Annotated in this window: 19 protein-coding genes and 1 other RNA gene; 6 read left to right on the top strand and 14 right to left on the bottom strand. The window is 61.9% G+C overall.

The features are described from left to right. Window positions 1–44: 44 nt before the first annotated feature. The 8 genes from crcB to KTR60_RS11335 are packed head-to-tail and all read right to left on the bottom strand — an operon-like array spanning window position 45 to window position 6,829. Window positions 45–389, bottom strand: a complete 345-nt coding sequence (gene crcB, locus KTR60_RS11370; RefSeq protein WP_003942344.1) for a fluoride efflux transporter CrcB — start codon at window positions 387–389, stop codon at window positions 45–47. Next, entirely contained in the window at window positions 386–763 is a 378-nt protein-coding gene (locus tag KTR60_RS11365; protein ID WP_007731302.1) for a fluoride efflux transporter FluC, read from the bottom strand. The genes crcB and KTR60_RS11365 overlap by 4 nt, the downstream gene beginning before the upstream one ends. Before the next feature lie 23 nt (window positions 764–786). Then, window positions 787–1,590, bottom strand: a complete 804-nt coding sequence (locus KTR60_RS11360; protein ID WP_228402153.1) for a DUF1295 domain-containing protein — start codon at window positions 1,588–1,590, stop codon at window positions 787–789. Continuing rightward, the gene (locus KTR60_RS11355) at window positions 1,587–2,903 is read right to left on the bottom strand and encodes an SAM-dependent methyltransferase (protein ID WP_054187609.1); all 1,317 of its coding nucleotides are present in this window, start codon (window positions 2,901–2,903) and stop codon (window positions 1,587–1,589) included. The genes KTR60_RS11360 and KTR60_RS11355 overlap by 4 nt, the downstream gene beginning before the upstream one ends. Beyond that, window positions 2,900–4,189, bottom strand: a complete 1,290-nt coding sequence (locus tag KTR60_RS11350; RefSeq protein ID WP_003942339.1) for an SAM-dependent methyltransferase — start codon at window positions 4,187–4,189, stop codon at window positions 2,900–2,902. The genes KTR60_RS11355 and KTR60_RS11350 overlap by 4 nt, the downstream gene beginning before the upstream one ends. Further along, a complete protein-coding gene (locus KTR60_RS11345) occupies window positions 4,186–4,929 on the bottom strand; it encodes a DUF1365 domain-containing protein (protein WP_228402152.1) in 744 nt (247 codons plus the stop codon). Before KTR60_RS11345 ends, KTR60_RS11350 begins: the two co-directional genes overlap by 4 nt. After that, window positions 4,920–6,200 carry an NAD(P)/FAD-dependent oxidoreductase gene (locus KTR60_RS11340; protein ID WP_042924499.1) on the bottom strand — a complete coding sequence of 427 codons (1,281 nt, stop codon included), beginning with the start codon at window positions 6,198–6,200 and terminating at the stop codon, window positions 4,920–4,922. The genes KTR60_RS11345 and KTR60_RS11340 overlap by 10 nt, the downstream gene beginning before the upstream one ends. Continuing rightward, window positions 6,197–6,829, bottom strand: coding sequence for a dienelactone hydrolase family protein (locus KTR60_RS11335; protein WP_047271645.1), 633 nt, complete (start codon window positions 6,827–6,829; stop codon window positions 6,197–6,199). The genes KTR60_RS11340 and KTR60_RS11335 overlap by 4 nt, the downstream gene beginning before the upstream one ends. Window positions 6,830–6,882: 53 nt before the next feature. Here KTR60_RS11335 and KTR60_RS11330 point away from each other — a divergent pair, with 53 nt between their 5' ends. The 3 genes from KTR60_RS11330 to KTR60_RS11320 all read left to right on the top strand — a co-directional run bounded on the left by KTR60_RS11330 (window position 6,883) and on the right by KTR60_RS11320 (window position 10,198). Next, window positions 6,883–7,704, top strand: a complete 822-nt coding sequence (locus KTR60_RS11330) for a GNAT family N-acetyltransferase (RefSeq protein ID WP_080961234.1) — start codon at window positions 6,883–6,885, stop codon at window positions 7,702–7,704. Window positions 7,705–7,814: 110 nt separating this feature from the next. Continuing rightward, on the top strand, window positions 7,815–9,116 hold the full coding sequence (locus tag KTR60_RS11325; protein ID WP_047271647.1) for an HNH endonuclease signature motif containing protein: 1,302 nt from the start codon (window positions 7,815–7,817) through the stop codon (window positions 9,114–9,116). A gap of 92 nt (window positions 9,117–9,208) precedes the next feature. After that, entirely contained in the window at window positions 9,209–10,198 is a 990-nt protein-coding gene (locus KTR60_RS11320; protein WP_042450074.1) for an alkaline phosphatase family protein, read from the top strand. Between the two features lie 104 nt (window positions 10,199–10,302). On the opposite strand, the gene ssrA is transcribed toward KTR60_RS11320, so the two are convergent. The 3 genes from ssrA to KTR60_RS11305 form a co-directional block, all read right to left on the bottom strand. Continuing rightward, window positions 10,303–10,673, bottom strand: a transfer-messenger RNA (tmRNA) gene (ssrA, locus tag KTR60_RS11315). Between the two features lie 66 nt (window positions 10,674–10,739). Then, window positions 10,740–12,296, bottom strand: a complete 1,557-nt coding sequence (locus KTR60_RS11310; protein ID WP_228402151.1) for an SDR family oxidoreductase — start codon at window positions 12,294–12,296, stop codon at window positions 10,740–10,742. A 20-nt stretch (window positions 12,297–12,316) separates the two neighbouring features. After that, complete coding sequence (locus KTR60_RS11305; RefSeq protein WP_050655138.1) at window positions 12,317–13,264, bottom strand: NAD(P)/FAD-dependent oxidoreductase; 948 nt, start codon at window positions 13,262–13,264, stop codon at window positions 12,317–12,319. A 65-nt stretch (window positions 13,265–13,329) separates the two neighbouring features. Between KTR60_RS11305 and KTR60_RS11300 the strand changes: the two genes are divergently transcribed. From KTR60_RS11300 to KTR60_RS11290, 3 genes are all read left to right on the top strand, one after another. Beyond that, complete coding sequence (locus tag KTR60_RS11300) at window positions 13,330–13,914, top strand: helix-turn-helix domain-containing protein (protein WP_030534979.1); 585 nt, start codon at window positions 13,330–13,332, stop codon at window positions 13,912–13,914. A 412-nt stretch (window positions 13,915–14,326) separates the two neighbouring features. Continuing rightward, window positions 14,327–15,253 carry an aldo/keto reductase gene (locus tag KTR60_RS11295; protein ID WP_039973210.1) on the top strand — a complete coding sequence of 309 codons (927 nt, stop codon included), beginning with the start codon at window positions 14,327–14,329 and terminating at the stop codon, window positions 15,251–15,253. 405 nt (window positions 15,254–15,658) lie between these two features. Continuing rightward, the gene (locus tag KTR60_RS11290) at window positions 15,659–16,345 is read left to right on the top strand and encodes a sugar phosphate isomerase/epimerase family protein (RefSeq protein ID WP_219466804.1); all 687 of its coding nucleotides are present in this window, start codon (window positions 15,659–15,661) and stop codon (window positions 16,343–16,345) included. A 225-nt stretch (window positions 16,346–16,570) separates the two neighbouring features. Here the strand turns inward: KTR60_RS11290 and KTR60_RS11285 are convergent, their stop codons facing one another. From KTR60_RS11285 to ftsX, 3 genes are all read right to left on the bottom strand, one after another. After that, entirely contained in the window at window positions 16,571–17,416 is an 846-nt protein-coding gene (locus KTR60_RS11285; RefSeq protein ID WP_231783263.1) for a DMT family transporter, read from the bottom strand. A gap of 20 nt (window positions 17,417–17,436) precedes the next feature. Further along, window positions 17,437–17,910, bottom strand: coding sequence for an SsrA-binding protein SmpB (gene smpB / locus KTR60_RS11280; RefSeq protein ID WP_003942330.1), 474 nt, complete (start codon window positions 17,908–17,910; stop codon window positions 17,437–17,439). 76 nt (window positions 17,911–17,986) lie between these two features. Next, the gene (gene ftsX / locus KTR60_RS11275; RefSeq protein WP_003942367.1) at window positions 17,987–18,892 is read right to left on the bottom strand and encodes a permease-like cell division protein FtsX; all 906 of its coding nucleotides are present in this window, start codon (window positions 18,890–18,892) and stop codon (window positions 17,987–17,989) included. Window positions 18,893–18,918 lie beyond the last annotated feature (26 nt).

Genomic DNA, 18,918 nt, shown 5'->3' with positions numbered 1-18,918 from the left:
TGTCTACCCTGGCCGCGTGGCGTGCACGCTCGGCGCCGGATCCGTCAATCCGTGATCTGGATTCCCAACCACGCAGCGGACAGTCCCACGATCAGACTGAGGACGATGTAGATCAGAGAAAGCGCCGTCTGGCGCCTCTCGATCATCCCGACGTTCTCGGTCGCGAAGGTCGAATAGGTGGACAAGCCGCCGCAGAAGCCGGTCGCCAGAAGTGCGGCCATCTCGGTGGAAAGAGCTGCCCCGGTGAACAATCCAAGGAGGAAGCAGCCGATCACGTTCGCGGCGAACGTCGCAGCCGGAAATCCCTTGTACGCGGGCACATACCGCGCCAACAGGTACCGGCCACTCGCACCAGCGCCGCCGCCGAGCGCCACCAGGAGAACTGTCATGCCGACGCTCCGTCCCGCGCGCGGATCCAGCGTTCACCGAGCCCTTTGCCCAGTGCTGCAGCGAGGATCGCGGGAATCAACGTCCCGAGAACATAGAGAATCGATCGCCACGGACTCTCCGTCACGGCGTGAACCGCGAAGGACGAGAAGGTGGTGAAGCCGCCGCAGAAGCCTGTGCCGAGAAAGAGGTACCCAACCTTGTTGTGCACGAGCAGGGCCGCGAGAACACCGAGAACGAACGAGCCGACGACGTTGATGACCAGCGTCGTCCAGATGTGGGGAAAGAGCTCCCCCAGACCGTAGCGGCTGAGCGCGCCCAACCCTCCGCCGACGGCAACCGCGCATACCGCAGCCGGCAGTTTCAGATCACCCATGCTCTGGCCTCACCCGAAAGAGCCTACGTCCCGGAGCGGGCTTTCGGCGGGCGAGGAATGAAGTAACTTGTCCGCTGCTGGTACTCGCGATAGCCCGGACGCTGTTCCATGTGTCGCTCGAGCAACCGCGCTCCGGTGGCGAAGACCAGGACGTACGTCATGGCGATCGGTGAGAGGACGGTCAACACCCCCGGCCACACGGACGCCGAGACGAGGAAGATCCCCCACCAGACACACGCGTCGCCGAAATAGTTGGGATGCCGCGTCCATGCCCACAAACCTTGATCCATGATGTGGCCACGGCTGCCCGGATCGGATTTGAACTCCTCCATCTGTCGGTCGCCGACCGTCTCGAACGTGACGCCGACAATCCACAGCGCGATTCCGAGTACGACAAGAAGTCCGAAGCTGCCGTTCGACACTGCTGCGACCTGGATCGGCAGGGAGACGAACCACAACGAAATCCCCTGCGTGAGATAGATCTTGCGGATCGCATACAGCGTTCGATTACCCGTCGCTCGTCCGAGCATTTCTTCGTACCGCGGGTCTTCACCTTTGCCACGCGATCGAATCGCCATGTGCGTCGCCAACCGCAGACCCCAGATCGCCACGAGCGCAAGCATCAGCAACCGGCGCCAGAGGTCGCCGGTTCCCACTATCGCGGACACGAGCGCGATCAGAACGAAGCCGGCGCCCCACGACACGTCGACAACGTTGTGGCGCCCGATCCGTACACCGATCGTGGCTGTCACCGCCATTCCGACGGCGATCGCCAGCAGACTCGTAAGTGTGACCACTCCGAACGCGCCCCAGTCGAATCCGTTCATCGCCGCGACACCCACTGCGGCCGTACCGGTTCCATACCCGATCGACCATCACCGTGCGGCCGGACCGACAGAATCTGATCGACGCCCATCCTGCCGTCCCGAAATGCCATTCCTCCGCCGACGAGGTAGAGACGCCACACCCGAGCGACTTCGACACCTACGAGTTCCACGACGCGATCCCAGTTCGATTCGAAGGTCTCGATCCACGCGTCGACGGTCCGCACGTAGTGCTCACGCAGGGCGTGGACGTCCCGCACTTCGAGTCCACCTTCCTCGATCATCGCAACAGTGCGACCGACGGGCCGCATGTACATGTCCGGCGCGATGAACGACTCGATGAACGGACCTCCCCCGGGGTGCGGGCCAGTGCGGGACATCTGCTGAATCAGCACACGGCCACCGGCAATAACATTGTCGTGGAGCGCTTTCACGTAGGTCGGATAGTTGTCCTCACCGACATGCTCACCCATCTCGATGGAAGCGACCGCATCGAAGGGACCGTCTGGAATCTCTCGATAATCTTGGAGGCGAATCTCGACCCAGTCTTCCAAACCGAGCGCGCGGACCTTCGCGTCGACAAAAGCCTTCTGCTCCGCCGAGATCGTGATTCCGACAACCCTGGCACCGTACTCCCGCGCTGCATGCAGGCTCAACGAGCCCCAACCACAGCCGACATCGAGAAACCGCAAGCCTCGCGCTCGATCGAGACCGACCTTGCGGCACACCAGGTCCAGCTTGTCTGTCTGTGAGTCTTCGAGCGTGTAGTCCGGTGCATCGGAAGTCCAATAGCCCGAGGAGTACGCCATGTTCTCATCGAGGATCAATTGGTAGAAATCGTTCGACAAATCGTAGTGGTGCCCGATCGCCTCGCGGTCGCGGGCGAGGCTGTGCAGGCGCCCCTTCACCTGAGCCTGCGACGCCGGCGGAGCCAAAGGTCTCCCGAAAGCACCGAAGGATCGCGCAGCCTTGACCACGGCCAGGACAAGCGAGGGTGTCGGGGTAATCGACCCGAGCCCCCGCTCGGCAGACACCTTCCACACGTGTGTGAGTGCATCGCCTAGATCGCCCTCGACGTCGAGTTCACCGAGAACATATGCCTGCGCAGCCCCCAACTCGCCGGGATTCCAGAGCAAGCGTCGCAAAACGTTCGGGCTGTAGAGCGTCACTTTCGGAGCATCTTCCGGACCTGCCGTGCTGCCGTCCCATGCAGTCAACCGCACCGGAAGTTCGCCGCCGACAAGTGGACTGAGGATGTCCGAGAGACGACCCGCAACGCCGGTACCTTGTGTCGTTCGATCCATTGTGGCAGTCATCGCTGGTTCCTCCGATCGAGAACAATTTGCTGGACGTCGAGATACCCCGACCGAAACCCCGCCTCGGAGTAGCAGAGATAGAAATGCCACATGCGCGCGAACACTGCGTCGAACCCGAGCGCGGACGCCTCGTCGGTGCGAGCGCTGAATCGCTCGTCCCACAGTCGCAACGTCTGCGCGTAGTGATCGCCCATCGACATCCGCTCACGCACCCGCAGGGTTGTCATGCGCTCGGTGACGTCCTCGATCGCCCGCACCGACGGGAGAAATCCGCCGGGGAAGATGTACTTGTGCACCCAGGTGTAGGTGTTGCGGGTCGCGAGCATTCGATCGTGCGGCATCGTGATGGCTTGGATCGCCGCGCGCCCACCCGGCGCCAGCAGGGCGTCGATCGTCTGGAAGTAGCTTCCCCAGTACTGGTGGCCGACGGCCTCGATCATCTCGACCGACACAACGGCGTCGTACTCCCCCTGTACCTGCCGATAGTCGAGAAGGTCGACCTGAACGCGATCTGCCAGTCCCGCAGCGCTTATCCGCTTCGCTGCCAATTCCTGCTGTTCGACCGAAAGTGTCACCGAGCGCACCGTCGCTCCCCGTTGGGCAGCTCGGATCGCCAATTCTCCCCAGCCTGTGCCGATTTCGAGCACTCGCGAACCGGGTCCGACACCTGCGCCATCCAGCAGTCGATCGATCTTCCGATGCTGCGCCGCTGCGAGCACGTCCCACGATGGGGTCGCCCCTACCGACAGATCCTCGAAGAGTGCACTGGAATACGTCATGGTGTCGTCGAGGAACAGTTCGAACATCTCGTTCGAGAGGTCGTAGTGCCGGGAGATGTTCGAGCGCGTGTTCTGCGTCGAATTCCGTTCACTGCGAGGCTGCTTCGGAATGTAGAGGCCTCGTAGCCGCTGCAGGAAGTCGGGAATGAGCGTCGCCACGCGGGAGGCGAAGACTTCCAGGACCGCAGTGAGGTCGGATGCTTCCCAATCGCCCGCCATGTAAGACTCGCCGAATCCGATCAAACCACTGTCCCCCACACGAGCAGCGAAGTCGTCTGGGCGGTGAATGACCATCAACGGCGAATCGGGGCTACCGCCACCGGAGAACTCACCGTTGGGCATCTGGACACGCAGCGGCAAACGTGCGACCGCCTTGTGGAACAGGGCGCGGGCAACCGGTGATGCAACCCGCACTTTGAGCCCGCTCGGCACGGTGGCGACGCCCGGCCACCGCTCGGTTTCGATCGTGTGAGCGGAAGGTTCGGTGCCGAGAGTGGTTGTGGTCATTGCACTGCCTCCTGCGGGTGATGTTGCGGTCGGGGAACGATGGGTAAGCGCCTGGCCCACAGCCGGATTCCTTGAAATCTGATCTGCGCGGCGACTCGGAGCGGAGCCAGCGGGATGGCGAGCGCACTGCGCACGATCTCGCGCGTCGTCGCCGGCACACAACGACCGGACACCGTGGCCACGAAGGGCGCCTTGCCGTCACGGGCCAGAACTATCGAGAGCGCGAGCGCGGTGTCGGGTAGCGGAAGTCGCATCCGGTACTCGCCGTCCAGATCGTTGAACGGAGATACGTAGAACTCTTTGGACGTGCGAACCGCGCCACGACCGTCGGTTTCGAGCAGGTAGCAGTGCCGCTCGCCGTAGGTGTTGTGAACCTCGGCAACGACGCACCGCTGACTGCCGTCGTCGTTCAGACACCAGAACACACTCAGCGGGTTGAACACATGGCCGAACACACGCGCGTTCGCAAGCATGAGGATGCGACCGCCGGCGAACTCCAATCCGTTGGTTGCCAGAAAAGTCTCGACGTTGGCACGAATCGATCGAGTGGGGTCGCCGAGGTGATCCCCGGCGTCGAACTTCGCCAAGGGCCGCAAAGCCTTCGGAAGCTCGGGCAAATCGTCGACGTCGACGAGCCAACTGTAGCTTCGGTACTCGAACTCGTTGTGCAACGGCTCCGTTCGAACGTGCCGAATGCTCGTATGAACGATGGACGGCGTGATGGGTGCGGTCACGGCCACCGACCTCCGACGCGTTCGGCGGCGCGCAGGCCAGAGAGTGCACCGTCCTCGTGGAAGCCCCATCCGTGGTACGCACCGGCAAACGCGAGCACGTCCGAGTCCAACTCGGGAAGCCGCGCTTGAGCGGCGACGGAGGTGGGTGTGTACTGCGGATGCTCGTAGGTCATCTGATCGATCACCGAGTCCGGGGACACCATTTCGCCTCCCCCCAAGGTCACCAGGTAGCGCCGGCCGGTCTCCGGGAGCCGCTGCAACCTCGTCATGTCGTAGCTGACCAGAACGTGATCCGGCTTCGCGTTGCATTCAGGGATGTAGTAGTTCCACGACGCGCGCGCATTGGTGTTGCCGGGCAGCACATTCTCGTCGGTGTGAAGCTGGGTGTGGTTGACGGAGTACGGCATTGCGCCGAGGACCTGGGATTCGACAGGCGTCGGATCCGCCAAAATCTTCAGCGCTTGCTGCGGATGCGTTGCGACCACGGCTGCGTCGAAGGTCTGGATCTGGTCGTCGCCGTCACGAATGTCGACGCGATCATCGAACCGGTGGATTGCGCGCACCGGCGTGTTGAGGCGGATATCCCCGATACTTTTGGCGACGAGACGAACGTATTCGCCCGATCCACCGGTGACTGTTCGCCAGGTCGGCGATCCAGTGACGCTCAGCATTCCGTGGTGATCGAGGAACGAGAACAGGTACCGCGCGGGATACTTCAGCGCGGAGCCGGGATCACACGACCAGACTGCCGACACGAGCGGAGTCATGAAGTGAGCGGTGAAGTAGTCGGAGAACCGGCCGCTGCGCAGAAACACCCCCAGTGTCTGGTCGGGTGCCGACGGATCCGTGTTGTCGAGCAGGGCTCGGGCACGGCGATGGAAGCGCTTGACCTCCATCAACATCGACAGAAAACTGCCGTTCACCAGCAGCCCCGGCGTCGGGAGAACGCCGCGCAACCCTTGGCCTCCCGAGTACTCGAGCCCGCACCCCCCACACCTGACCGACATGCTCATATCGGATTCCTGCGTAGGCACATCTAGTTCTGCGAACAATCGCAACAATGTCGGATAGGTGCGATCGTTGTGGACGATGAACCCCGTGTCGATGGCGAGGCTTCGCCCTTCCGGGTCGGTGACCGAATGGGTGTCCGCGTGCCCGCCGAGCCGTGAATCCGCTTCGTAGAGGGTGACGTCACTGTCCTTACTGAGCACCCACGCCGCTGTCAGACCTGCGACACCACTACCGACGACGGCCACCTTCCGCTTGTCGGAACTCATCGTCGTTCTCCCATCCTTGTTGCGGCTACCCCGCGACTCATTCCTGCGATTGCATCCGCGACGAGGCGATGCCAAGTCGCCGCCCGACGGAGCATGAAGTGGCCTGCGCCGTCGATGCCGATCCATTCAGCGCTCTTACCCGACGCCTGCAGTTCGTCGACCTTTCGCCGCGACACCTCCGGATCGGTCCAGGAGTCAGCCGTGCCGTGAAGGACTGACAGTGGTGTGTCCGAACGCAGATTCACCGACGTTCCATCGGGCCACCACGGCGCCAGCGCGACCACACCGACCACCGCCGGATCGCCACATAGTTCGGCGGCGACCCGTCCGCCCATCGAGTGCCCCAGCAGGATCACCTGAGCTTGTGAATTACGTTTCGTTATCGCGTCGAGTGCGGCGCTGGCGTCGGCGACCGGACTGCGCTCGGCACCGTTCCAACCTCGAACTCGATAGCGAGCCTGCACCGCTTTGACACCGGAGAGGCGAAGCTGAGCGGTGAACGGGCACATCCGAAGGTTGGACAGATGCCAGGCGCGAGCCGGGCGATGGCTCGATACCTTTCCTCCAGGCAGCACTAGCACCACCAGGTGCTGGTCACCGTCCTGCTGTTGCCGTCGGTTGGGCGTCATACACGGCATTCGGAGCCGAAAACCATTTGGATGGGGTTCGTAGAATTTCTTTTGTGAATCGTGAAGCACTCGTCGGCGATGTCCTCGACGCCATGGACGCCAACTTGGTATCCCATGCCTGCCACCTGCATGAACACTTGCCGACGGGATCGGTCACGGTCTCTGCAGATGTTGTCGTCGCAGACAGCGGCCTCACCGACGACACTTTCAACATCATCGCTGGTGCACGCTTCGCTGTACCTGCTGCTGAAGGCCCGGAAGAAGACCGACGACTACTCGACGTACTCGCGTGGCTTCGAGCAACCGGTCGTCCGTTCTCCTGGTGGACAGGTCCGCGCGACAAGCCCTCTGACCTCGGCGCTCGCTTGTCAGCCCTCGGCTGCGTGCGCTCCGAGGAAGAAAGAGCGATGACGGCAGACTTGGACGTCGTCCCACGCCCAACGCCTGTTTCAGAACTGTGCGTTCAGCGAGTGACGACTCGTTCGCAGCTCGCCGACTACGCCGCCGTGATGGCCGCCAATTGGTCGCCGCCCTCAACCGCAGTAATACGTTTCTTCGAAGACACCGCCGATGACATCCTCGATGAGCGCTCGCGGAGTTCGTTTGTCGTGGGATACGCGAACTCCCAGCCTGTCGCCGGAGCCGAGGTCCATTTTGCCGCCGACGTCGCCGGACTGTACGGGGTCGTCACACTCGAAACGGCGCGCCGACGCGGATTCGGCTCGGCGGTCACCCTTGCCGCACTCGACATCGCCCGCGAGCGAGGTGCCCGAACCGCTGTACTTCAGGCGTCCAGCGACGGCGCACAGCTCTATCGAAACGTCGGCTTCGAGGATGTCGGTACCTACGCCGAGTACTCGATCGGCAGCGGTTAGACGTCCCCGCGGGGACGCTTTCCGTCCTCATCCACGGATGTGTGTCGGTACTGGCATCTATTATCGAACGTACATTCGAAACATTGTCGGACACGCGCCGGGGGGCAACGATGAACGCAGCACTGACCGATACCGCAGAACTGACCGATACCGCGGCACTGATCAATGAAGAAACGCCGGATTCCACCCGAAGCGACGTAGAGCAACTCGGCTCCGAAATCTGCGCTCTCGCCGGCCAGATCGCGGCGGCCACGGCTCGATTCCTCACCCTCCTGTCGAAGTTCGACGAAGACCGCGGCTGGTCCGGCCCTGGACTGCATTCATGCGCCCACTGGCTGTCGTGGAAATGTGGAATGAGCCTGCACACCGGCAGGGAATATGTTCGCGTCGCCAAAGCGCTCCGACCTTTGCCCGAGATGCGGAAGGCCTTCGAGCAAGGCCGGCTGTCCTACTCGAAGGTTCGCGCACTCACCCGGGTCACCACGCCGTCAAACGAAAAGCAGATGGTTCGGTTCGGATGCGAGGCGCCCGCAGCCCAGATCGATCGTCTCGCCGCAGGTCTGCGTAATGCAACCGACAATGAATCCGGCAAAAGCAAAGCGCCCGAACATCTTCAGGTCCGCTGGCATTGGGACTCGGATACGGGCGAGTTTGTCATCAAAGGACGCCTGCCCGCGCAGGACGGCGCCCGAATCCTCGCAGCATTGGCGGCGGCGGAACGTGAACGCACCCGAACCGCTGCCATCCGCCCTGTCGACGAGAAGGCTACAAAGAACCCGGCCGGAAATATCGGACCAGGACTTGTCGCGATGGCCGAGCTCGCCACCGCCGCAGTCACAGACCGCACGCCCAAGGCCGCCGCGAACGAAGTTGTGTTCTTCCACGAAGCGAACACCGTCCGTGTACCGAGTGGACCCGCGCTCCCCCAAAGTGCCGCCGAGGAAGTGCTCTGCAACGCGAAACTTCGCCTGGGAACGACAAAGGAGGGATGCGTTTTGAATCTGGGCCGAAGGACCCGCGTCGTCAGCGCCAAACAAATGCTGGCATTGAATTACCGCGACGGATGTTGCCGCACACCGGGTTGCGGGCGGACTCGCTTCTTACACGCACATCACGTGAAATTCTGGGGACGCGGCGGAAATACGGACTTGGACAATCTGATCATGCTGTGCGGCACCTGCCACCGCGCGCTGCATGACGGCCAGTTCACGATCACTGCTCTCGGCGAGCAGAAGTTCGAGTTTCTTTACGCCAATGGTGACGTCATCGACCCAGCACCACCGACCGAGGGATTCGCTGATGGCCTACTGCGCGGAGACATACCCGACGACGCGATCATCCCAAGATGGGACGGCGAGCCCCTTCACCTCGATCACGCGGTCAGCGTCATCCTCGACGGTTGGGCCGCCTGAGGAAACATTGGTCTAGTCCAATCTGAATCTGCCGTGAACAACAGGACAACCCTCACATACAGGTAGTGCAATTGGTCTAGTCCTATCGCAAGATGCTTAGCGTGACCAAGAAAATCGCACGCACCTCAGCCGCTATCACACTCCTCCTCGCCGGCGCTGTTGCTGCCGGAACTGCAACTGCTGCAGCAATTCCCGGATCGTCCGACCTCAATCCGTCGGCCGCCGAGAAGACAGTTGTCATCGGCCTCGACGGCACTATGCTCAGCCACATCAAGACCGCCGACGCTCCCCGTCTCCAGAAGCTGATCGCCGAAGGAACCAGCGGAGAATCTTCCATCCTCGGCCACACCACCATCTCCGGACCGTCGTGGTCGACCATCCTGACCGGAGTCTGGGATACCAAGCACGGAGTCAAGGACAACACGTACGCGGGCGCCCGCTTCGACCTCTACCCGAGCGTCTTCACCCGACTGGAAACAGCAAAGCCCTCCCTCCTCACCGAATCGATCTCCACCTGGGGCGGCATCGACAACATCGCCTCCAGTGGGACACCGAAAGCCGACGTTGTCGTCACCACGGCCGATGCAGGTTCCGGAGCGGCCACCGACGCTGCGACGGCAGACGCCGTCGCCCGCGACATCACAGACAAGGGACCTGACCTGATCTTCACCCAACTCGATCAGGTGGACGGCGCGGGACATAGCGGCGGCACCAACGGCGCTGCGTACGAAGAGTCCATCGCCTCGGTCGATGCTCAGGTGGGCAAGATTGTCGATGCCGTCGATCAGCGCGCAGCAAAGACCGGCGAGAAGTGGACTGTACTGGTCACTGCGGATCACGGGCACAAGCCCGCCGGTGGGCACGGCGGTCAGACACCCGCGGAAGCAACGACATTCGTCATAGCACGCGGCTCGGGATACGCGGCCGGTAAGAACACAGACTCGTACACGATCGCCGACATCACCCCGACAATCCTCCAGAGCCTGGGCGTTGCATTGCCTGCCGATCTGGACGGCAAGCCGCTGGCCAAGGAAGCTCCCGGCTTCGTCGGCTCGGTCGACCTGGGATTCTTCGGCTCCTGATCGCAAGAAGGCCCGGGCCACACGGCAGAGTGCGGCAGCAAGACAGCAGCAAAAAGGCAGTAAAAAGGTCGGGCCGGAGAGCGTGTGCTCTCCGGCCCGACCTGTTGTGGAGCTGCCGGGAATTGAACCCGGGTCCTACGTTGAATCGCTAGGGCTTCTCCGTGTGCAGTTCGCTAAGTCTCTACTTGGATCTCCCAGTCTCGCGAACAAGCCAGGATGACGATCCCAGTCACTGTTTGATGTCCCATCCGACTCCGTGACCGAGCCGAACAGTAAAGCCCTCTAGCTGATGCCAGGAACCGGGTCGAGGGCAACCCCGGGCTGACAGACACGCTTCGCTACTTAGGCAGCGAGAGCGTAGTCGCGCTGATTGGAATCGGCGCTTATAGGTTTGCAGCGACGCTTACGGTGGTCTCTTGCCTGCACCGACACGCTTCCCCTAACTCAACACACGCAGTCGAAACCGTTCAGCCCCGTGTGTGCCCCGCGTCTTTCGTGGGGCTATTCACTATAACGCGCCGAAGTTCGGAAGTCATACCAATTAATCGGCGGCACTTTCCGTGTCCTTCGCCCCAGCTGATTCCTGCACCCCAGCCGTTTCCTGCACTGCAGCCATCTCACGCTCGGCGGCACCGGTGATGTTGGTGATCATCCCCTGGAAGACGACTCCGTGGAAAGGCAGGATCGAATACCAGTACGCCCAACCCGCGAGCCCGCGAGGGAAGAAGACCGCGCGTTGATCGAGGTGGGAACCCACCGGCCGTCCGTCGGCACCGGCTGGGCCTTCTGATACTCGCAACTCCAACCATGCTCCGCCCGGGACCTTCATCTCGGCGCGCAATCGGAGCAACTTGCCTCGATCGATTTCTTCGACCCTCCAAAAGTCCAGGGCTTCGCCCGTGTTGAGCCGGCGTGGATCCCGCCTGCCCCGGCGCAGTCCGACACCACCGACCGCGCGGTCCATCCACCCCCGAATGGCCCACGCCAAAGGGAATGAATACCAACCGTTCTCGCCGCCGATCGACTCGACCACCGACCAGAGGGTTTTCGGATCCGCCGCGCAGTCACGTTCGCGATGATCGACGTAGACCGCTTCGCCGGCCCAATCCGGGTCGGATGGAAGAGGATCGGATGGAGCGCCCGCAATCGTTGCACCGGACCACGCCGTCTCCACCTCACCGGTGTCGATCTTTCGAAGTGCCAGTCGCACCGCTTCTCGATACGGCGTGAGGCCCTCGGCGGGAGGCGGGATGAAGCTGTCGATGTCGTGATTGTGCATCACCGCGTCGTTCTGCAGGGATTCGATCAGGGGCATCGCCAAACCTCGTGGGATCGGCGTGACCAATCCCACCCAGTGACCTGCCAGACGCGGGGTGAGGACGGGCAGGACGAGGATGCGTCGGCGTACCAATCCAGCGACGTCGGCGTAGGTGTTCATCATTTCGCCGTACTGCATGACATCCGGCCCACCGATGTCGAAGGCGCGGTTGACCTCCGGCGTCGTCGCCGCGGCTGCAATCAAATAGTGGAGTACGTCACGCACCGCGATCGGCTGAATGTTGTTGTGCACCCACTTGGGTGTGGTCATCACCGGAAGCCGATTGGTCAAGTGGCGCACCATTTCGAAGGACGCCGAACCCGATCCGATCACCACTCCAGCTTGGAACACAACCGCCGGAACCTCGGAGTCGAGCAGGATCCGACCGACTTCGAGCCGGGACTGCAAGTGAGTCGACAACTCTCGGTCGGAGGGATGAAGCCCGCCCAGGTAGACGATCCGTCGCACCCCCGCATCGCGGGCAGCGGCGGCGACGTTCTCCGCGCTTCGCTTGTCGATATCCGAGAACGACCCTCCCCCACCCATGGCGTGAACGAGGTAGTAGACCACGTCGATATCGTCGAAAACACCTGAGAGGGTGGCACTGTCGGTCAGATCCCCGCGCTTGATCTCCACCGAATCGTGCCAGGGAACATCGCGTAGTTTCTCCGGGCTGCGCACCACCACTCGAACTCGATGACCCTCTTCGACCAGGCGAGGGGCAAGACGTCCGCCGATGTATCCGGTCGCACCCGTGATCAACACTCTCACTGCGTCCATCACCCCACGCTACGCACAATTCAACTGCGAAGCGCGAGTGCAACCTCGAGGTCGTCGTTGGTCAACATCATGTTGATCCCCGCTCCGGCCTTCGCCCCGGCGGCTGCGGCCATGATGACCTGGGCACCCGGGTCCACGACATTGCCCGCAGCGAACACGCCGGGCACGCTTGTGGCCCCCATCATGTCGACTGTGACGAAATCGCCCATCATCGTCTCGGCGCGCTGCGCACCGAATGCGCGCAAGATCGCATCGTTGGGGTCCATCGTGAGGGCGCCACCGACAAAGACCGCCGAACGCGCGACCACACTGCCGTCGGCCAACCGCACGCCCACCAACCGATCATCCTCGACGACGGGACCGGCAACCTCACCCTCGACGATCGAAATACCGCGAGCCGCAAGCTTTTCCCGATCTTCGGAACTCAGTTCGGTGATGCGATGAAGGAAGAGAACCACGTCATCGGACCACTGGCGAACCATGAGCGCCTGGTGCATCGCAAATTCCGCGCTCCTGGCGATCACGCCGAGCGGCTGATCACGCACGCCATACCCGTGGCAGTACGGGCAGTGCAACACATCGCGTCCCCAACGCTCGCCGAAGACTTCGAGTTCTACCGGTAGGCGGTCCGTCAGACCCGTCGAAACAAGCACCTTGCGCACCTGAATCTTGCTGCCGTCAGCCAGTTCTACCGAGAATTTCTCGCCGTCCCGTGTCACGGAGACAACGGTGCCGTCGTGGAACTCGCCGCCGAATTTGCGGACCTCACCTCGGCCGATGGTCAACAATTCTGCCGGGTTCATGCCGTCACGGGAGAGGAATCCGTTCATGTGGTCGGCGGCCGCGTTCCGTGGCGATCCGTTGTCGAAGACGATCACGGACCTGCGTGCCTGACCGAGAATGAGTGCGGCGTTGAGGCCTGCCGCACCGGCTCCGATTACTGCTACGTCGAATGAGTTCTGCGTCATGAATCCAGAATGACAAGAGAACGCAGTCTTGACAAACACTGTTGCCACTTTGACAAAATGAGTGCATGACCGAAACATCGTTCGAAGCCGTTCTAGCCGGCATCGGCCCTCGCCTACGTGCGTTGCGCCAGCAGTCCGAGATGACCCTGGCCGACCTGTCGGAGACCACCGACATCAGCGTCAGCACACTGTCGAGACTCGAATCCGGTACTCGCCGAGCCAACTTGGAGTTGCTGCTGCCGATTGCCAAGGCACACGGCGTCCCGTTGGACGACCTGGTGAACAGCAAGATCAAGGACCCCCGCGTTCGAGAAGAACCTCGAACGGTCGGATGCATGACGGTCATTCCGCTGACCAGTCAACCCGGCAACCTCCAGGCCTACAAGATGATCATCTCCCCCACCGACGACGATCGCGAGCCGGGATCCCACGAGGGCTACGAGTGGGTCTACGTTCTGTCCGGGCGCATCCGACTCCAACTCGGCGACCGGGATTTCATCATGGGGGCAGGCGAGGCCGCCGAGTTCGACACGCACATCCCGCACCGCATCAGTGCTGCCGACGGCCGGCCGGCCGAGGCGATCAGCCTCTTCGGAAAACAAGGCGAGCGGGTTCACCTACGCGCAGCGCCGGCCGACAGACGCGGCTGAGGAAAATTCTCCGAGAAGCGAGGACATCTACAAGCGGGTGACTCGGTGGAGCGGGTGCACATCGTTGAGAGATGACTGAGAATCCGGCCAAACCAATTCCACCTGTTGTACCGCGCCGCCTGTCTCCGCGCGAGATAGCTAGCCCGATGAATCATCATGACCGAGAAGAGGAATCCCGATGAGTGGAAAAACCACTTCCTACTGCGGTCCGGGCTCGTGCACGATTTGAATCGCTCCGATGAAGTGGTTCGGCGGACCCACCTTGTCGATGTATGGAATGTAGATGTTCGTTCGTCCCACAGGGCCTGCCGACCGCTCAGAGCTCTTGCAGGGTAATTGATCTTGCGTCCAATCATTCGTCGAGTTCGCGGGGCGACGAATTCACGTATGTGGCGAAAACAAGGGGAATGACATGGAATTACGACAACTCGCGCGCGATCTTCAAGTCTCGCGTATTGGCTTAGGGTGTAACAACTTTGGTACCCGACTGGACCCTGAGGGGAGTACGGAGGTCGTCCGTACCGCCCTCGATGAGGGCGTCACCCACTTTGACACAGCGACGATGTACGGAAACGGACGCTCGGAGGAAATCCTCGGCAAGGCGCTCGCAGGTCAACGAGACCAGGTGGTAATCGCCACCAAAGCGATTCCACGCCCGCGTGAGGTCGATTACAAGCCCGGAGTACTCGCACGAAGCATCGAGGATAGCTGTGAGGCAAGCTTGCGGCGACTCAGCACCGACCGAATCGACTTGTACTACCAGCATGTCCCTGACCCCGATGCTCCACTGGAGGAGGCCATCGAGGCGTTGAATGGGCTGGTAGCCAAAGGGAAAGCCCGCCACGTAGCTTGCTCGAACTACTCCGCGGATCAGATGAGGCAGGCCGAGGGCATCGCCACCGGTACTGGCGCATCGCATTTATTGGCGAACCAGGTCGAATGGAATTTGCTCAACCGCGCGATCGAGGCAGACATTGTTCCCGCCGCACACGAGGTCGGAATGTCAATCATCCCTTTCTTTCCGCTTGCTTCCGGAATGCTCACCGGTAAGTACACGATGCGACGGCCGTTTCCGACCGGCAGCCGACTAGCCAGTGCGCCGTACTTCGCCACACTGGCGACGGAAGAGAACTTCGAGTACGTGGAGAAACTGTCAGCGTTCGCACAAGCGTACGGACACTCGATACTCGAACTCGCCATAGCGTGGCTGTGCGCGCAGGAGAGCGTTCCCTCTGTGATCATCGGTGCGATGAACCCCGAACAAGTGCGATCAAATGTTGCCGCCGCGGAGTGGAAGCTCGACGACGACGTTCTTGCGGCGCTGCCTTCGCGCCCCTGAAAGTCTGCGGTTCAACTCCTTTTGCTGATTTGACTACTGAGCAGCCAGATAGAAAACAAGCGGCCCGCGCACTGGTAGCTCGCTTTCGCAGTCCAATGTTGGACTTCCAACCTGTAAGCCGCGTCGACCGTATTCGTTCCGCCGGCAGTCGCAACGTCAGGACCAGCACATCACCTCCGAGTGTGTGTGAGTGACGAAGAGAAGTGGCCATCGATGACCTACCAGGCTGTGCAGCCAATCGAGGGCACTGCCCTCTGCTGGGGATGCATCCCACACGCTGATTTGATACAGCTCGCCGAGTTGGCCCGTAGGGGCGGCTTTCCAGAGATCACTGTTCATCCCTCGCAATATTCGATTGTGAAGAGTGCCGACTCCCGAGTGCGGGAGCGCCTGGACGATCTAGGTGTGACTGTTGGCGTGATCGATGCGCTCATGACCTATCTACCCGGCTCTGCTCGACTGGATGAGGTACCTCCACACTGGCGCAAGCTCATGGTAGATCTCGACGAGTGTCTCGAAGCCGCTGAGGCGCTTCACGCTCGCACTCTCAACGTCGCCCATTTCTTGGGTGATCCGACAGTGAAGAGAAACGCGCTGGCGTCGGCGGTGCGACAAGTCGCCGACCGCGCAGCCGAGGTCGGAGTTCGTGTCAGTCTGGAGTTCATCCCCGGCACAGGAATACCGGATCTCGGTGCGGCGTTGGACATCGTCCGGCGAGCCGACCACCCCGGCGTTGGAATCCTGTTCGATACTTGGCACTTTCTGCGCTCGGGTGGTACGCCGACCCAGCTTGCAGAGGTTACCCATGGTCAGGTATTCGAAGTGCAGATCAGCGATCGTGTCCAGCCTGGCCGCCACGATCCCTATGTACCGATGACCGGCCGCCTGGCTCCTGGCGAGGGAACGGCGCCGATCGCGGAGATTGTGCGGGCGTTGGGGGTCGTGGCTCCCGACGTCGTGTTGGGAGTCGAGGTGTTCACCGCTGATATCGGAGATCCGGAGGAAACCGTGGCCCACCTTTCCGCGGCCACTCGGATGTTCCTGCGGAGTACTGAATTTGGTTCGCCCGCGGGCATTGTCGAGCCGTCATGAGCTATTCCGAGGCCCTGAGTTTGGTGCGATACCAAACTCGCACCGCCGCCGCGTTTCCAATTTGGCCACTCCGCCAATCGGAGACCAGTTCAAACCACGCGGGACTCTTTTGACAGGATGGTGTCGGATCGGGGTATCCGGCGTGCAAGTAGCCCAGGTACTCGTCGAGGAATGAAACAGCGCGTTCCTACGATGGGTGTACGGGTCAAAGCCGCTGAAAAGGAACTACGCCCCAGCGACGGCAATCATGCCGACTGCCGCCAGCGCCAACAGCATTCCCGCTTGTTGCACGCGGCTTACCCGCTCGCCCAGCATCACCATGGCGAGCAGAACCGTCGCAGCCGGATACAGCGAACCGATCACGCTGACCAGTGAGAGCATTCCGCCTTGGAAGGCGTAGATCATCGTCCCGTTCGCGACGACGTCGAGGACGCTGACGTACACCGCGAGCTTGAGTGGCTCGCGTCGTGGGAGAACGAAGTGACCGGCCGCCAGCGCGACCAACCACACCACGACGGTCGCGGCACCTCGAGATACGGCCAACGCCCACAGCCCGCTGCCCTCGCCGATCTGGTGAAGTGCGATGAACGAGAGTGCAAATGCGCCACCGCTTCCGACGGTCAGAAGAGCCACTTGTCTGGTGAAGCGGAGGGTGATTCCGCCGGCAACCTCACCCGCCGCGTCGTCAGGTGACTCGCGGCTGACCAGGACGACGGCGACCAGCGCGACGGCAATACCCAGGTACGCGATCAACCCCGGCCGCTCACCGAAAGCGAAGCCGACGAGCACCGGAATACCCGCCACCAGAACAGCTGTCAGCGGCGAGACCACCGACATGGGGCCGGTTGCCAGCGCGAGATAGAACCACCAGACCGCCAGACCACTCGTGACGCCCGCGATCGCACCCCAGATCAGACCGTTCGGCGTCAGCGTCCCGGATACGAAAGGTGCTGCGATCAGAACGATGACGAGCGAGAGTGGATACGAGACGATCACCACACGCAGTGCGGCAACTCGTCGTGACGCAACTCCCCCGACGAAGTCGCTGACTCCGTAGGCAACTGCCGCCACGAGGGCAAGCAGGATGGAGGTCAGCGCATGCCCTTGATACGACGACCGAGCTCGCGGGTCACCTCGCGCTCGGCGGTGCGCTTGGCCATGTCCTGGCGCTTGTCGTAGTCCTGCTTACCCTTTGCCAGTGCGAGTTCGACCTTGACCTTGCCGTCGTTGAAGTACATCGACAGCGGGACCAGCGTCTGGTTTCCCTCGCGGGTCTTGCCGACGAGGTGCTCGATCTCACGCTTGTGCAGCAGGAGCTTTCGGGTACGCCGTGGCGAATGGTTGTTCCACGTGCCTTGCGTGTACTCCGGAATGTGCAACGAGCGCAACCACACTTCGCCGTTGTCCACCGTGGCGAACGCGTCGACGAGCGACGCCTTGCCTTCACGCAGACTCTTGACCTCGGTCCCGACGAGAGCGATGCCGGCCTCGTAGGTGTCGATGATCGTGTAGTTGTGGCGTGCTTTGCGATTGGTCGCAATGACCTTGCGGCCCTTTTCCTTCACTGTCCGGGCCTCTCAGTCCGCTGTCTTGCTGTCGAATGGTTCTTGCTGTTCCAGCATAGAAGCTCGTGCAAACCGATTATTCGCGGACGTACAGACGCAGCGTCACGTACGCCGTCACCGCGGCCATTCCGACACCGGCAAGTACGAGGATCGGCGAGACGAACAGCACGTCACTGTTGGATATCCGCGCCACGATGTTCGCTTCGTAGACGTCGGACAGGACCCCGTCGATGAAGACGTTCTTCGCCGTGAACAGTCCGGCAATGGCGAGCACCGCACCGATCAAGGCCGCCACGACGGCTTCGAGGAGGAACGGAAGCTGGGTGTACCAACGCGTCGCGCCGACCAACCGCATGATGTTGACCTCGGTACGACGCGTGAACGCGGCGATCTGGACCATGTTGGCGATGAGCAGGATGGCCGCTATCGCCTGGACGATCGCGATCGCGAACGCTGCGTTGCGCACTCCACCGAGCACGCTGAACAGTCGGTCCACCAACTCGCGCTGATTGAGCACACTCTCGACGCCGGGCCTCGAACCGAAGGTGTCGTTGATGACGCCGAACCGCTCCGGGTCACTGAGCTTGACCTTGAACGACGCCGGGAAGCTGTCCGGGCTCACCAGGGCTGCCAGTTCGGGCTGGTCCTTGAACACGCGCTCGGTGGCGTCCTTCACGGCGTCTTCGCGGTTGAGGTACTGAACCGCGACGACGGACGGAGTCTGCTCGAGTTCCTTGCGCAACGAACTGCAGATCTCCTGCTCGCAACCGGGATCGGCCGAAGAGATGTCGTCGGTCAGGAAGATCTGCACCTCGACGCGTTCGAGGAAGATCTGCTGGGTCTTGCCTGCCATCTGCACGACCAGCAGACCGCCGCCGAAGAGTCCGAGGGAGATCGCCGTCGTCAAGATCATGGCGATGGTCATCGTGATGTTGCGGCGTAGGCCGGTCAGGACTTCGCTGAAAATAAAGCTGGCGCGCATCGGGGAATCCGATTCCTTCTCGAGAG

Source organism: Rhodococcus sp. C1 (genome assembly GCF_020809065.1).
Taxonomy (GTDB): Bacteria; Actinomycetota; Actinomycetes; order Mycobacteriales; family Mycobacteriaceae; genus Rhodococcus_F; species Rhodococcus_F qingshengii.
This window is presented reverse-complemented; position numbering and strand designations above follow the sequence as displayed.

Bases quoted from the DNA above. Each gene is read 5' to 3' on its own strand.
- crcB (WP_003942344.1), bottom strand. From the start codon at position 389: ATGACAGTTCTCCTGGTGGCGCTCGGCGGCGGCGCTGGTGCGAGTGGC.
- KTR60_RS11365 (WP_007731302.1), bottom strand. From the start codon at position 763: ATGGGTGATCTGAAACTGCCGGCTGCGGTATGCGCGGTTGCCGTCGGC.
- KTR60_RS11360 (WP_228402153.1), bottom strand. From the start codon at position 1,590: ATGAACGGATTCGACTGGGGCGCGTTCGGAGTGGTCACACTTACGAGT.
- KTR60_RS11355 (WP_054187609.1), bottom strand. From the start codon at position 2,903: ATGACTGCCACAATGGATCGAACGACACAAGGTACCGGCGTTGCGGGT.
- KTR60_RS11350 (WP_003942339.1), bottom strand. From the start codon at position 4,189: ATGACCACAACCACTCTCGGCACCGAACCTTCCGCTCACACGATCGAA.
- KTR60_RS11340 (WP_042924499.1), bottom strand. From the start codon at position 6,200: ATGAGTTCCGACAAGCGGAAGGTGGCCGTCGTCGGTAGTGGTGTCGCA.
- KTR60_RS11335 (WP_047271645.1), bottom strand. From the start codon at position 6,829: ATGACGCCCAACCGACGGCAACAGCAGGACGGTGACCAGCACCTGGTG.
- KTR60_RS11325 (WP_047271647.1), top strand. From the start codon at position 7,815: ATGAACGCAGCACTGACCGATACCGCAGAACTGACCGATACCGCGGCA.
- KTR60_RS11320 (WP_042450074.1), top strand. From the start codon at position 9,209: ATGCTTAGCGTGACCAAGAAAATCGCACGCACCTCAGCCGCTATCACA.
- KTR60_RS11310 (WP_228402151.1), bottom strand. From the start codon at position 12,296: ATGGACGCAGTGAGAGTGTTGATCACGGGTGCGACCGGATACATCGGC.
- KTR60_RS11305 (WP_050655138.1), bottom strand. From the start codon at position 13,264: ATGACGCAGAACTCATTCGACGTAGCAGTAATCGGAGCCGGTGCGGCA.
- KTR60_RS11300 (WP_030534979.1), top strand. From the start codon at position 13,330: ATGACCGAAACATCGTTCGAAGCCGTTCTAGCCGGCATCGGCCCTCGC.
- KTR60_RS11295 (WP_039973210.1), top strand. From the start codon at position 14,327: ATGGAATTACGACAACTCGCGCGCGATCTTCAAGTCTCGCGTATTGGC.
- ftsX (WP_003942367.1), bottom strand. From the start codon at position 18,892: ATGCGCGCCAGCTTTATTTTCAGCGAAGTCCTGACCGGCCTACGCCGC.